General features: G+C 45.7%; 12 protein-coding genes, 2 tRNA genes and 1 riboswitch. Of the genes, 12 read left to right on the top strand and 2 right to left on the bottom strand.

What is annotated here, in order from left to right; all coding sequences use genetic code 11:
- Positions 1-24: 24 nt before the first annotated feature.
- The 10 genes from AC5O63_RS19870 (at position 25) to thiH (ending at position 8,957) form a co-directional block, all read left to right on the top strand.
- Positions 25-101, top strand: a tRNA-Asp gene (locus tag AC5O63_RS19870).
- Between the two features lie 101 nt (positions 102-202).
- Positions 203-279 (top strand) — tRNA-Trp (locus tag AC5O63_RS19875).
- 149 nt (positions 280-428) lie between these two features.
- The gene (locus tag AC5O63_RS19880) at positions 429-1,811 is read left to right on the top strand and encodes a multicopper oxidase domain-containing protein (protein ID WP_494506036.1); all 1,383 of its coding nucleotides are present in this window, start codon (positions 429-431) and stop codon (positions 1,809-1,811) included.
- Positions 1,812-1,919: 108 nt separating this feature from the next.
- A complete protein-coding gene (gene crcB / locus AC5O63_RS19885) occupies positions 1,920-2,303 on the top strand; it encodes a fluoride efflux transporter CrcB (protein WP_367937396.1) in 384 nt (127 codons plus the stop codon).
- A 69-nt stretch (positions 2,304-2,372) separates the two neighbouring features.
- A riboswitch (TPP riboswitch) is annotated at positions 2,373-2,471 on the top strand.
- 163 nt (positions 2,472-2,634) lie between these two features.
- Positions 2,635-4,575, top strand: a complete 1,941-nt coding sequence (gene thiC / locus AC5O63_RS19890; protein ID WP_494506037.1) for a phosphomethylpyrimidine synthase ThiC — start codon at positions 2,635-2,637, stop codon at positions 4,573-4,575.
- Entirely contained in the window at positions 4,575-5,951 is a 1,377-nt protein-coding gene (locus AC5O63_RS19895) for a thiamine phosphate synthase (RefSeq protein WP_494506038.1), read from the top strand. The genes thiC and AC5O63_RS19895 overlap by 1 nt, the downstream gene beginning before the upstream one ends.
- On the top strand, positions 5,941-6,729 hold the full coding sequence (thiF, locus tag AC5O63_RS19900) for a thiazole biosynthesis adenylyltransferase ThiF (protein ID WP_494506039.1): 789 nt from the start codon (positions 5,941-5,943) through the stop codon (positions 6,727-6,729). Before AC5O63_RS19895 ends, thiF begins: the two co-directional genes overlap by 11 nt.
- Before the next feature lie 63 nt (positions 6,730-6,792).
- The gene (gene thiS, locus AC5O63_RS19905; protein WP_494506040.1) at positions 6,793-7,047 is read left to right on the top strand and encodes a sulfur carrier protein ThiS; all 255 of its coding nucleotides are present in this window, start codon (positions 6,793-6,795) and stop codon (positions 7,045-7,047) included.
- A gap of 5 nt (positions 7,048-7,052) precedes the next feature.
- Positions 7,053-7,820 (top strand): thiazole synthase, encoded by a 768-nt coding sequence (locus tag AC5O63_RS19910; RefSeq protein WP_494506041.1) that lies wholly within the window; start codon positions 7,053-7,055, stop codon positions 7,818-7,820.
- A gap of 18 nt (positions 7,821-7,838) precedes the next feature.
- Positions 7,839-8,957: a 2-iminoacetate synthase ThiH gene (gene thiH / locus AC5O63_RS19915; RefSeq protein ID WP_494506042.1), complete on the top strand. Its 1,119-nt coding sequence runs from the start codon at positions 7,839-7,841 to the stop codon at positions 8,955-8,957.
- 142 nt (positions 8,958-9,099) lie between these two features.
- On the opposite strand, the gene AC5O63_RS19920 is transcribed toward thiH, so the two are convergent.
- Positions 9,100-10,890 carry an aminopeptidase P family protein gene (locus tag AC5O63_RS19920; RefSeq protein ID WP_494506043.1) on the bottom strand — a complete coding sequence of 597 codons (1,791 nt, stop codon included), beginning with the start codon at positions 10,888-10,890 and terminating at the stop codon, positions 9,100-9,102.
- 99 nt (positions 10,891-10,989) lie between these two features.
- Complete coding sequence (locus tag AC5O63_RS19925) at positions 10,990-11,931, bottom strand: LysR family transcriptional regulator (protein WP_494506044.1); 942 nt, start codon at positions 11,929-11,931, stop codon at positions 10,990-10,992.
- Between the two features lie 105 nt (positions 11,932-12,036).
- Here AC5O63_RS19925 and AC5O63_RS19930 point away from each other — a divergent pair, with 105 nt between their 5' ends.
- The gene (locus tag AC5O63_RS19930) at positions 12,037-13,230 is read left to right on the top strand and encodes a multidrug effflux MFS transporter (protein WP_494506045.1); all 1,194 of its coding nucleotides are present in this window, start codon (positions 12,037-12,039) and stop codon (positions 13,228-13,230) included.
- A gap of 82 nt (positions 13,231-13,312) precedes the next feature.
- The gene (tsrA, locus tag AC5O63_RS19935; RefSeq protein ID WP_004745357.1) at positions 13,313-13,597 is read left to right on the top strand and encodes an H-NS-like global regulator TsrA; all 285 of its coding nucleotides are present in this window, start codon (positions 13,313-13,315) and stop codon (positions 13,595-13,597) included.
- Positions 13,598-13,616: the final 19 nt, after the last annotated feature.

The raw sequence follows: 13,616 nt of genomic DNA on the forward strand, positions 1-13,616 counted from the left end.
TTAGACTTTAAGTCTAACCAGTGCGGAGCGGTAGTTCAGTTGGTTAGAATACCGGCCTGTCACGCCGGGGGTCGCGGGTTCGAGTCCCGTCCGCTCCGCCACTTATTTCGAAACCTCGCTATGGCGAGGTTTTTTCGAATCTACAATTTGAAAGATTCTACAGGTAAGTATCTCCAGTTCGAATCTGATTGTGGAAAAATTTAGGGGTGTAGCTCCAATTGGCAGAGCAGCGGATTCCAAATCCGCGTGTTGGGAGTTCGAATCTCTCCACCCCTGCCATATTCAAGGCTCTAGCAGAAATGCTAGGGCCTTTTTGTTTTTCTAAAGGCGAGTACTTCACCCCTAGCTCTCAAACTCGCTTCCTTGTTGAGAATTGTTCTTACTATCTGTTACATTTGGTAACTTGTTTACTCAATAGTCGTTAGTTTATGGATATTTCTCGTCGCCACTTTATTAAAACAGGATTAGCTGTTTCAGCATTAAGCGTTTTGCCTGCATGTACTCTAACTCGTGCTAAGAGTGATAAGGGTGAGTTCGTTTATGAGCTCACCGCAGAGCCAGCAACGGCTGAACTAGTACCTGGTTATACAACGAATGTACTTGGATTTAACGGTGAGATTCCAGCCCCAACGATTCGTTGTCGTCAAGGACAAGAAGTCACGATCAGATTTACCAATAAGCTTTCAGAGCCAACCACAATTCACTGGCATGGGTTAAGAATTCCAATAGAAATGGACGGTGTACCATTCTTAAGCCAAGCGCCAATCATGCCGGGTGAAACGTTCGAGTATCGTTTTACCCCACCTGATGCGGGTACCTTCTGGTATCACCCGCATATGAATAGCGTCAAACAACTCGGTATGGGGTTGGTAGGGCTGATCATCGTCGAAGAAGCGATTCCAGTAGAGTTTGATGAAGAACATGAGTTGATGCTTAAGCACTGGCACCTCGATAAGCAGGGGGCGTGGAAAGAATTAATGATTCCTCGTCTTAGCGCGAGAATGGGAACCCCCGGAGAGTGGAGTAGCGTCAATGGTGTACATGAGCCTAAGTATCAATTAAAGGAAAATGCCACTACCCGGCTGCGTATCGCCAACGTCGACAATACGATTACCTATCCAATTGCTATTGAAGGGGCCGAAGCATGGGTGATAGCCATCGATGGTAACCCGATTAAAGCTCCCTATAAGCTCTCTCAACATAAAATTGGCCCGGGTATGAGGGTTGACCTTGCCTTAATCGCTCCGAAGCAAGGAGAGTCCGTTTATGTCCGATATATGAAGGGTAGATTTCCGTTTCCTCTGTGTGAGTTTGAAGCGATCAGGTCTGATCTTTCCGATCATAGGCCGAGCCCTCAACTTCCTCTTAATCCTGTGCCTGATCTTGATTTGGTCAATGCGGAGAAAATTGATTTTGTATTTGAATGGGAAGGGGCAATTTCACCGGTTGGAAAAGATGGTAAGTCGGTTCCTAAGTTTTGGTTAACCAACAAACGGGCTTGGGAAGGGATGTCGAAAGATAATATCCCCGCTCCACTCGCTTCGTTACAACTGGGTAAAACTTATATTTTCTCTCTCAAGAACGTCACTCAGTATCATCATCCAATTCATATCCATGGTCATACATTCACAGTTTTGGAGCTCAATGGTAAAAAGGTCGAACAGCCTTTCCACACAGACACTGTTTTACTAGGCAAAAACGGTACGGCTATCGCAGCGTTCGTGGCGGATAATCCAGGGCGCTGGATGTATCACTGTCATGTGATCGAGCATATGAAAACCGGATTAATGGGGTATATTGAAGTAAAGTGACTCCTGTAACTTTTCAAATGTTTGCAGTTAGCAATGGCTAAATCTTAATTTATGATCTTCCGCGAGCGTGTATTTTGGCTACAATACACCCAGTAAATTGGAGGAATTATGGGTCAGTTTTCAATATTGGGTTTTATCGCACTCGGTGGTGCATTTGGAGCATGCTCTCGTTATCTTGTTTCAGAGCTTTGTGTTGTGCTTCTTGGGCGTGGTTTTCCATACGGTACGCTAACTGTTAACGTGGTCGGTTCTTTCATTATGGGCTTGCTTATTGCGGCTTTCGAAAATGAGATGCTTGCTACCGAACCATGGCGCCAAATTATCGGGTTGGGTTTTCTTGGGGCACTCACCACCTTCTCTACGTTCTCTATGGATAATGTGCTTCTAATGCAGCAAGGCGCTTTTTTTAAGATGGGTTTGAATGTGTTGTTGAATGTCTTTTTAAGTATTTCTGCTGCATGGATTGGTTTTCAAATACTCATCAAGAGCTAATGTTGGTTAAAATTTAGCTAATTATTGTTCATCACGGCTTGGTTTACCCAAGCCGTTTTTATATACTGCAATTACTTGTCGGAGTGCCATAAGGCTGAGACCGTTAATTCGGGATCCGTTGAACCTGATCAGATTAAAATCTGCGAAGGGAACAAGAGAAGATATCTACACCAGAGTTCTGTCTGGTTACCTATCAAATAGTCGAATGTTGTTATATACCATTAGTGCACACTAATAAGGTCATAATTCGATTCCTCTTGTCGCATCTTTCCGCCAAGCATTTTTATCCCATTACTTTTTATCTAAGAATAACAAAGCAAGGAAAAATGCTATGTCGAGTCGCAAACAAGCGAGACTGGAAGCAAAACAGTTCATTGATACACTTTCGGTACAGCCGTACCCAAATTCAAGCAAAGTCTATGTAGAGGGTTCACGCCCAGATATTCGTGTGCCTATGCGAGAAATCTCACTCGCGGATAGTCTTATTGGAGGCACAAAAGAAGCGCCTATTTTCGAACCTAATGAGCCTGTACGTGTTTACGATACTTCTGGTGTATACACTGACCCAGAACACACAATTGACCTTTACAGCGGTCTACCAAAGCTAAGAGAAGGGTGGATTGAAGAACGTGCCGATACTGAATTACTCGACGATGTTAGCTCGGTATACACCAAGGAGCGTTTAGAAGACGAGACGCTTGATGAGCTACGTTATGGCAATTTGCCACGAATTAGACGTGCTAAAGATGGTCAGTGTGTCACCCAGCTTCACTATGCGCGCAAGGGTCTTGTTACCCCTGAGATGGAATACATCGCCTTACGTGAAAACATGGGGCGCGCTCAATATCGCGATGAGGTGTTGAATCAACAGCACCCTGGTCAAAGCTTTGGGGCCAACTTACCCAAAGACATTACTGCAGAATTTGTTCGTAAAGAAGTCGCAGAAGGTCGAGCGATTATCCCTTCCAATATTAACCACCCAGAATCTGAACCAATGATTATTGGGCGTAACTTCTTAGTTAAAGTAAACGCTAATATCGGTAATTCATCAGTGACATCTTCAATTGAGGAAGAGGTTGAGAAGCTAGTATGGGCGACTCGCTGGGGTGGCGATACTGTTATGGACCTGTCTACTGGCCGCAATATTCACGAAACTCGTGAGTGGATTCTACGTAACAGTCCAGTGCCGATCGGTACTGTGCCAATGTACCAAGCGCTTGAAAAAGTTAACGGCATTGCGGAAAACCTCAACTGGGAAGTGATGCGCGATACTCTGATTGAGCAAGCAGAGCAGGGCGTCGATTACTTCACTATTCACGCAGGTTTACTGCTTCGCTATGTACCTATGACGGCAAAACGTGTGACTGGCATTGTTTCTCGTGGTGGTTCTATTATCGCTAAATGGTGTTTAGCGCATCATCAGGAAAGCTTCTTATATACTCATTTCCGCGAGATATGTGAAATCTGTGCCAAGTATGACGTGGCGCTTTCTCTTGGCGATGGATTACGTCCTGGCTCAGTAGCTGATGCGAACGACGAAGCGCAATTCGCTGAGCTTCGTACTCTTGGTGAACTAACCAAGATTGCTTGGGAATATGACGTACAGGTCATTATTGAAGGACCTGGCCATATTCCGATGCATATGATCAAAGAGAACATGGAAGAGCAGCTAGAGCACTGTCATGAAGCGCCGTTTTACACCCTTGGCCCACTGACAACCGATGTTGCGCCGGGCTATGATCATATCACTTCAGGTATTGGTGCCGCGATGATTGGTTGGTATGGCTGTGCGATGCTTTGTTACGTTACACCAAAAGAGCACCTTGGCTTACCGAATAAAGAAGACGTTAAGGTAGGTATGATCACCTATAAGCTCGCAGCACATGCGGCCGACTTAGCCAAAGGTCACCCTGGTGCTCAAGTCCGTGATAATGCGCTTTCTAAAGCGCGTTTTGAATTCCGTTGGGAAGACCAATTTAACCTATCGCTAGACCCTGACACCGCACGAGCTTACCACGATGAAACTCTACCTCAAGAGTCTGGAAAGGTTGCACACTTCTGCTCAATGTGTGGACCTAAGTTCTGTTCAATGAAGATTTCACAAGAGGTTCGCGAGTACGCGAAGGATACTGAACAGGTAGCGGCGGACAAAGCTATCTCGATTAAAATGCTCGACGATCCACTTGAAGGTATGCGTCAAAAATCGCAGGAGTTCCGAGAGACAGGTTCTGAGCTATACCACCCAGCAGCTCATGCAGAGGTTAGTGACTAATGAGCAAAATCCTAATTCCGTCATCATTGATTGAGCTAACAGGCATAGTTCAGCAATGTTTGTTGTTGGCGAAAGAGCAGGGCTTTTGTATCGAAGAGGTTGAGTTGGGTGTGAGCCCAACTCAGTCTGTTCAGCTTGTTCGCGACCAACAAATTACACATGTCGCTACCGATCTCATTGATGGGTACGACTATGAGTCAGAATACACATTTGCACTTTATTATCGTTCAGGGTTGTCGGTAGAAGCCTGTGCAGAGCAATCATCTAATGCCATTTATATTGGCATTGCTGATGGTTTGGCTCTTGATAAAAAGGATGAAGTTCTTCAGCTCGATGTTTGGCGTCATCCCATTAACGATGAAGTGAGAGCGCTTTCCATTAAGTCTAAACTCAATTCTGTATTTGAGCCTGAGTATCACTTTGCTTGGATAGTCGTGTTGAGTGTACTCGATTTTCCTATCGAAGATGCGTTAACACTCGCACGAGGAATGACAACTCAACAAACGAATGTTTCACGTGAAACAGTGTTGAATGAGAAATCATTGACTCAGTGGGCTGAGCATTTCAATGATTTCCCAACCCCCGTATTAGAAGATAGCCGACTGGGCATACAAGTTGGGTGGTCTGCGCAAGGGGAGAGTGTCAGCTTTGCTAACTTAACTAAGCAGAGTTTAGGGCTTTACCCAGTGGTTGATGATGTTGCTTGGATTGAGCGCTTACTGCCATTAGGTATCAACACCATTCAACTGCGAATTAAGAACCCGCAACAAGCCGATTTAGAACAACAGATCATTCGAGCGATTGAACTCGGTCGCCAGTACCAAGCGCAAGTGTTTATCAATGACTACTGGCAGTTAGCGATCAAGCATGGTGCCTTTGGTGTTCATCTTGGGCAAGAAGATATAGAAGAGTCAAACTTGGCTCAGCTAACCAAAGCTGGCATTCGTTTAGGCCTTTCTACCCATGGCTATTATGAGCTGCTTCGTATTGTGCAAATCCACCCTAGCTACATTGCGCTGGGACATATCTTCCCAACCACCACTAAGCAGATGCCATCGAAGCCACAAGGTTTAGTGCGCTTAGCTCTATATCAAAAATTGATTGATAGCATTCCTTATGGTTTCACGCATGAGGGTGCTAGTGGTTTGACTCTCGGTTATCCGACGGTTGCAATCGGTGGTATTGACCAATCGAACGCAGACCAAGTTTGGCAAACCGGCGTTTCTTGCTTGGCGGTTGTTAGAGCGATTACTTTGGCGCAGTCACCTAAGCCTGTGATTGAGTTTTTCACCCAGTTGATGAAGGAAAGGCAGTCAAATTTTACTGATTCAATCTCTACGGCAACTAGTGAAGAGAGAGAACAACATGCTCACTGATCAGCAGTTCCTCCGCTATCAGCGTCAAGTCGCTCTGCCAGAAATTGCTGAAAGTGGTCAGGAGAGGCTGAGCAAGTCGCACGTGTTGATTGTTGGCTGTGGCGGACTTGGAAGTGCTGCGAGTCTCTATTTGGCGTCGGCGGGGGTCGGTAAGTTAGTGGTCGTTGATGATGATGAGGTCGATAGTAGTAACTTACAGCGTCAGATCATCTATCGTGAACGTGATCTCCAGCTTGCTAAAACGGAAGCGACGGTTAAACAGCTTTCAGAACTTAACTCCATGATCCAAGTTCGAGCGCTTCACAAGCGGCTCGACAAGGCACAGTTGCAGCTTGAAGTTATGCTGGCGGATGTCGTATTGGACTGCACTGACAATATGCCAACTCGTCAGCTAATAAACCAAGTTTGTTTTGAACAAGAAACGCCACTGATATCTGCAGCCGCGATTGGCTGGCAAGGGCAATTTGCTGTCTTTGACTATCAAGCGAATAGTCGTGCTGACGGAGAAGAAACTAAGGCTTGTTATCGCTGTTTGTATCCATTCGATGAGCTGCAACAAACGCAGAAATGCAGTGAGAGTGGTGTGGTTGGCCCTGTGGTGGGCACACTTGGTAATTACCAAGCATTGGCGGCGATTCAAAAACTCGCTACTGGCCAGTTTTATGTCGAGACCTCCAAGCTGCATCTTTTTGATGGCTTAAAAATGCAGTGGCAAACCATGGGGATTAGCAAAGACCAACAGTGCCAAGTTTGCGCTCAAGATCAGAGTGCAAATTAACGAGAGCAAAACAACCAATAGGTCTAATTGAAGTAACGGTTGGAAATAAGAGAGTTAGAAGCAATGGCGTTATCAGAACAACAAATAACACAAGCACTTGCTGAAGAACTCGATGTGATCACTATTGTCATTAACGACCAATCACATCAAGTTGCCAGTGCGTCAAATCTACAGCAAATCATTCACCAGTTTGAGCTGCCTGAAATCGGGTGTGTTTTTGCAATTAACAACAATGTTGTGCCGCGCAGTGAGTGGGCGAGCACAGTACTTTCGCAGGGAGATAGTATCTCTTTGTTTCAAGCTATCGCAGGGGGTTAAAGTCGATGCTTAAAATTGGTGATAAACAGTTTGAATCACGACTGTTCACAGGAACCGGAAAGTTTGCTAATAGCCAATTAATGGCGCAAGCAATTCAAGCTTCAGGCTCTCAATTGGCAACTATGGCGCTAAAGCGTGTCGACGTGAACGATCAGCAAGATGATATTTTGAAGCCGCTAGTGCAATCGGGCGTAAACTTGTTACCAAACACTTCTGGTGCAAAGAATGCGAAGGACGCTGTGTTTGCTGCGCAACTCGCGCGTGAAGCGTTGGGAACTAACTGGTTGAAATTAGAAATCCACCCAGATCCTAAGTACTTAATGCCGGACCCAATTGAAACACTAGCTGCTGCTGAGCAGTTGGTTCGCGAAGGGTTTATCGTACTTCCTTATTGCCATGCAGACCCTGTGTTGTGTAAGCGGTTGGAAGAAGTAGGCTGTGCGGCAGTTATGCCATTAGGGGCGCCAATAGGCTCAAATAAAGGTATCGTTTCTCACGACTTTCTAGAGATTATCATCGACCAGGCTGATGTTCCTGTGGTTGTGGACGCAGGTATTGGTGCGCCTTCACATGCGGCGCGTGCAATGGAAATGGGCGCCGATGCGGTACTTGTTAATACGGCTATCGCCGCATCTAGCGATCCAGTTGCAATGGCACAGGCATTTAAAATGGCGGTTGAATCTGGGCGAATGGCTTATGAAGCGGGTCTTGCTGGTAAGGTGTCTCACGCAGTCGCATCGAGTCCACTGACTTCATTTTTAGATGAGCTATAGGTTCTAAGCGAGAATAACATGAGCTTTGTTGAACAATTTAAGCAGCTCAATTGGGATGACATTTCGATGTCGATTTATGCCAAGACAGCACAAGATGTTGAACGTGCATTGAATAAGCCCAAGCGTGATCTGGAAGATTTTAAGGCATTGATTTCGCCTGCTGCTGAGCCCTATTTAGAGCAGATGGCTCAGTTGTCTTACACGGCAACTCGTAAACGGTTTGGCAATACTATGTCACTCTATATTCCACTGTACTTGTCTAACTTGTGCGCCAATGCTTGTACTTATTGTGGATTCTCAATGGAGAATCGTATTAAGCGTCGCACCCTAAACAAAGATGAAGTGTTTGCGGAAGTGGAAGCGATTAAACGAATGAAGTTTGATAGCGTTTTGCTGGTAACAGGCGAACATGAAACCAAAGTTGGCATGAACTATTTCCGTGAGATGGTGCCGATGATTAAGCAGCGCTTTAACTATTTGGCGATGGAAGTTCAACCGCTCGATCAAGACCAATATGCAGAACTTAAGACCTTAGGCTTGGATGCCGTGATGGTGTATCAAGAAACTTATCATCCTTCTACCTATGCTGAGCACCACTTGCGTGGTAACAAGATGGACTTTGAATATCGACTAGATACCGCGGATCGATTGGCAAAAGCGGGCATTGATAAGATTGGAATTGGTGCTTTAATAGGTTTGGAAGAGTGGCGAACAGATTGCTTTTATGTTGCGGCGCATCTGGATTATCTAGAGCGCACCTATTGGCAAACTCGTTACTCGATTTCGTTCCCGCGATTGCGTCCCTGTGAGGGAGCGCTTCAGCCAAAGTCGGTGATGACAGATAAACAATTGGTTCAACTCATTTGTGCATACCGCTTGTTGAATCCTGAAGTTGAGTTGTCTCTATCTACTCGTGAGTCTCCGAAGTTTAGAGATAATGTCTTACCCTTGGGCATTACAACCATGTCTGCTGCATCAAAAACTCAGCCAGGTGGTTATGCGATGGATGACGTTGAACTGGAGCAGTTTGAGATCAGTGATGAGCGAAGCGCAGGTTCGGTCGAAGATATGATTCGCGCAAAAGGGTTTGACCCGGTTTGGCGAGATTGGCACTCGGCTTATTCAGGCTTGTCTTGAAAATAGTGTTTCACGTGAAACACACGCAATAAAAAGAGGGTTGATGCATTACATCAGCCCTCTATTTTTATCCAGTTATCCAGTTATCCAGTTATCCAGTTATCCAGTTATCCAGTTATCCAGTTATCCAGTTATCCAGTTTCTAGCCATGAGCAAGTGGTAAGGTTGCCTGACGCAGCCAATCCTTCACTTCACCTTCTACTAGAGGGCTGATCTCATCCCAGACTTTTTGATGATAGTCATTCAACCAAGCCAGCTCAGGTCGAGTCAGCATATCTACATTGATGTTACGCTTGTCGATTGGGCAGCGTGTAAGCGATTCAAAAGACAGAACAGGGAAATCGCCGTTGGTAGGCGTTTCGACAACAAGTTCTAGGTTCTCGATGCGGATACCAAATGCGTCAGCGCGGTAATAACCTGGCTCGTTCGATAACACCATGCCTTCAGTTAAAGGAACATCGATTTGTCGCTTGGAAATACTCGCCGGTCCTTCGTGAACACTGAGGAAGTGACCAACACCATGACCGGTACCATGATCGTAATCATAGCCTTCAGCCCATAGATGCTGACGAGCGAGCGTATCAATTTGGTAACCTCGTGTACCTTTAGGGAAACGTGCGCGAGCAACACCGATATGACCTTTTAGCGCAAGTGTGAATTGCTTAATCATCTCTTGTGATGGTTGACCGATAGCGATTGTGCGCGTGATGTCTGTGGTGCCATCTAGGTACTGACCACCCGAATCGACAAGGTAAAGCGTGTTCAATTCAAGCTGACCTGGCTCTGGTTGATTCTCGTGGTTGTAGTGGCACATCGCTGCGTTGCCACCTGCTGCTGAAATCGTATCGAAGCTAAGATCCATCAGAGTTGGGTCTTCACTACGAAATGCTTCCAGCTTATCTGACAAGGTTGCTTCGTCATGTAGGATACCTGCGGCTACCTCAGCATCGAGCCAGCAGAGGAATTTGCTCATCGCAACGCCATCACGGATATGACATGCTTTCATGCCGGCGATTTCAATTGCGTTCTTCGCCGCTTTTGGCATCAGGCATGGATCAGCTTTGCTAACTACAGTTGCGCCTGCATTTTGTAGAATTAGCTTAAACCATGCGTTGCTTGTTGCCGGATCCACTAGTACTTTCTTTCCGTTTAAAGTTTCTAAACGCGCTTGTAAAGCTTCAGGGTGATGAACCGTTAAGCCTGTCCCTACGTGCGCGTCAAATTCTACTGGTAGGCGAGCTGGGTCGAGGAAGAATTCTACGCTTGAGTCTGAATGAAGAATCGCGTGAGAAAGCAAAACGGGTAGTCGTGAAACGTCAAGGCCGCGGACGTTAAGCAACCAGCAAACTGAATCAAGAGCGGTAATCACTGCGCTGTCTGCGCCAGACTTTTTAACTAGTTGCGCGATTTCTTGGCGTTTACTTTGACTAGATTGTCCGACCGCTTCCGTCGCCATTAGGCGAACATCAGAAACCACAGGAGCAGGGCGGTCGTGCCAAAGCTCATCAATTGGGTTGTTGTCGAGGATCTTTAACTCGAGTGTGCCGGCAAGTTTTGCTTGTGCCATGTCTAACCAAGCAGAATTGTGCATGCGTGGGTCGATGGCTACAGATGCGCCATTTACAAGTTGGTCTTTAATCCAATCTAGCGCAGGCTCTTCAATCAGGTGACGATATTCGAACAGATCAGCAGGTACCTGCTTAGTCACTTGCACCGTGTAGCGACCATCAACAAAAATAGCGGCTTTATCTTTGGTGATTACCGCAGCACCAGCTGAACCGGTAAAACCTGTTAGCCAATGTAAACGCTCATTATGCGCTGGTACGTATTCGCCCAAATACTCGTCTTCATGTGGGATAAGTAGGGCGTCAATATTGTTCTGCGCTATCCAGTGACGAATCGCGGTTAGGCGCTGTTCTGTTGTTGTAAGCATCTATGTTAATCCTTCATATTATTATGGCGTCCATATCGACGAGAGTGACTAAAATTGGACGATGCGAATAAGCTACTCTTTTTACCGTCAGCCTGCAAATTATCTAAGAGCAGTGGTTTTATCGCGGATAATTTGTCGTAGCCAAGACAAAGCAGGGTCATTTTCTCTGTCTTTGTGCCAGAACAAAGTGTAAGCCATAGGAGGAAACTCCATCGGCAGTGGTAGCACAGCTAAATCGAGTTGTTTTGATGCGAGTTTGACGAAGTGACTCGGTGCGGTAAAGACAAAGTCGGTGTATGAGCACAGGCTCGCTGCGCTGTTAAAGTCAGGCACCGTAATCGCGATATCACGTTCTTTACCTATGTCCGCCAGACGATAATCTAATAGCCAGCGTTCATTGCCGTCACACCTGACTTGTACGTGACGTTGAGTTAGATAGTTTTCGAGGTTCCAGTTTTGATTTAGGGCAGGGTGCTGCTTACGGACTAAGCACATTTGGTTATCGCGATAGATTTCTTGCTCACAAATATCGCTAGGAGGCAGCATAGTTAACTTTGCATCATTTATATCAATGTCTTTGCCAGTAATGCCTAAGTCAATTTCCCCACGCTGTATTTGCCTAAATGTCTCTTCAGCCCAAGCGTGAGTGCTTATGGTCACTCCTGGAGCGCGCTTAAATATCTCCGGCAAAAAATGCGGGAGAATAAGTGGGTAAACACTCTCCACCGCAGCAATCTGATAGCGATAGTCACTTGAGCTAGGCGAGAATTGTTCTGGCTGAGTCAGCTGTTCTAGTTGGTTAATCAGGACTTCTAGCTTAGGTTTTAAAAACAGCGCTTTAGGTGTCGGTTTAAGGCCATGAGCATGGCGAACAAACAAAGGGTCGTCAAACTGGGTTCTTAGCTTGGCTAAACTCTTGCTCACAGCGGATTGGCTTAAGCACAATCGGTGCGCAGCGCGAGTGACGTTGAGTTCTTCGATTAAAACACGCAAACAAACCAATAAGTTGAGATCGATGCGCGCTAGCTTTTCTATATTCATTAGAAATTCTCAAAGGGAATAACATTAATGACTATACGTCATTGGTTGGCATATCTAGTTTAGCTTAGAATATCGACAAATTCATCAAGTGCATCGGAGTTCAAAGTGCAAGCGGTAAGTGAAAGTTCCCCACGTAAATCACAGTTAGTGTTGTTAACACTGCTGGTTCTATTTAGCCCATTAGCGATAGACATATACTTGCCAGCACTACCAATGATCTCTTCTACGTTCCACGTGGAACATGCACTAGCTCAAGACACAATTACATGGTTCTTGTTTGCAATGGGTGTAGGGCAACTGTTTGCTGGCCCTTTAGCAGACAAACTAGGACGTCGAACTGTTGCATTGGGAGGCGTGAGTATCTATGCCGTGAGCGCTTTATTGGCGTGGAGTGCTCAGAATATTGAGTGGATGCTCATGTCTCGACTGCTACAAGGCTTAGGTGCGTGCGCGACATCGGTAGCGGCCTTTGCAACAGTTCGCGATATCTTTGGGCCGCAGAAAAGTGGCAAAATGATCAGCTACCTCAATGGTGCTATCTGTTTCATTCCTGCCTTGGCTCCTATTTTAGGCAGTTGGTTAACACAGCAATTCGGTTGGCGCTCTAACTTTAGCTTTATGGCCGGATTTGCTGCAGTGGTTCTAGTCATGCTTTGGACGGGACTAAAAGAGACTAATCCGCAACTGAGCAAAGAACCCGTTTTCAAGCTTAACCGTTATCTTGATGTTGTGAAAACACCTACCTTCCTTTTCCATGCAACGTTATGCATGCTGGCAATGGCTGTCATACTCGGCTATGTCACTTCTGCGCCTGTTGTGTTGATGGAAAACTTAGGCTTGTCGATGAATCAATTTACTATGTGGTTTGGTATCAATGCGGCAATTAACATCGTGGCTTGTATGAGTGCGCCTAAGTTCATGGATAAGTTTGGTACTCACAAGGCTTTGTCAGTGGGTATTATTACTTTGGCGATTGCTGGTATTACTATGTTGGCAATGAAAGACCAAGCAACGGCCTTTGCTTTCATGTTGCCAATCTTTATGTCTTCTATTGGTTTTGCGTGGATTCTGGGTGCCGCTGCAGGCAAAGCTCTAGCGCCTTTTGGTGATAAAGCCGGTACAGCAGCAGCACTATTAGGACTGTTTCAGATGAGTGGTTCAGGCTTAGTAGTTGGCACCGTTCAGCGAATTGGTATGGAGCCACAAGTGATGATTGCGACGCTGATGCTGATCGTTGTTCCTGCGTTAGCAATTCTTTGGTCGAAAACAGGGAAAACCTGGCATCACGCAATGGCTTAGAGGCACTGACAAGCCTTGATAATCTAACCAAACGATGTATATTTGAGCTTCTTATTTCGAGTTTTGTGGATAAATCACAACGATGTCAATGACAACATACGAGATGGCTCGTTTATTGGAGCAACTAGAAGAGGCTCCAGAAAAGGTCATGTTTGGTAAACTTTTGAGTGAATTAGGCAATCAAAGTGGTGAACGTATTCGCAGCGCCGCAAAACAGGTGCCATTGCCAATTCTGCGTGATATGGTTTACCAGTTTCAGCAAGTGATTGACTCACGTAAAGGTGAGCAGATTGAGTCGCTGGCGAAAGAGATCGCCGAGCAAGGTATTTCAGTTGATGATCTTAAGCACTACCTAAGCTCGAAATAGTCAGGCTTTTACAAATACT

Source organism: Vibrio sp. SCP2 (genome assembly GCF_059295395.1).

Excerpts from the sequence above, each read along its gene's own strand:
- thiC (WP_494506037.1), top strand. The coding sequence starts at position 2,635 with ATGTCGAGTCGCAAACAAGCGAGACTGGAAGCAAAACAGTTCATTGAT.
- AC5O63_RS19895 (WP_494506038.1), top strand. The coding sequence starts at position 4,575 with ATGAGCAAAATCCTAATTCCGTCATCATTGATTGAGCTAACAGGCATA.
- crcB (WP_367937396.1), top strand. The coding sequence starts at position 1,920 with ATGGGTCAGTTTTCAATATTGGGTTTTATCGCACTCGGTGGTGCATTT.
- AC5O63_RS19920 (WP_494506043.1), bottom strand. The coding sequence starts at position 10,890 with ATGCTTACAACAACAGAACAGCGCCTAACCGCGATTCGTCACTGGATA.
- tsrA (WP_004745357.1), top strand. The coding sequence starts at position 13,313 with ATGTCAATGACAACATACGAGATGGCTCGTTTATTGGAGCAACTAGAA.
- AC5O63_RS19880 (WP_494506036.1), top strand. The coding sequence starts at position 429 with ATGGATATTTCTCGTCGCCACTTTATTAAAACAGGATTAGCTGTTTCA.
- AC5O63_RS19925 (WP_494506044.1), bottom strand. The coding sequence starts at position 11,931 with ATGAATATAGAAAAGCTAGCGCGCATCGATCTCAACTTATTGGTTTGT.
- thiH (WP_494506042.1), top strand. The coding sequence starts at position 7,839 with ATGAGCTTTGTTGAACAATTTAAGCAGCTCAATTGGGATGACATTTCG.
- thiS (WP_494506040.1), top strand. The coding sequence starts at position 6,793 with ATGGCGTTATCAGAACAACAAATAACACAAGCACTTGCTGAAGAACTC.
- AC5O63_RS19910 (WP_494506041.1), top strand. The coding sequence starts at position 7,053 with ATGCTTAAAATTGGTGATAAACAGTTTGAATCACGACTGTTCACAGGA.
- thiF (WP_494506039.1), top strand. The coding sequence starts at position 5,941 with ATGCTCACTGATCAGCAGTTCCTCCGCTATCAGCGTCAAGTCGCTCTG.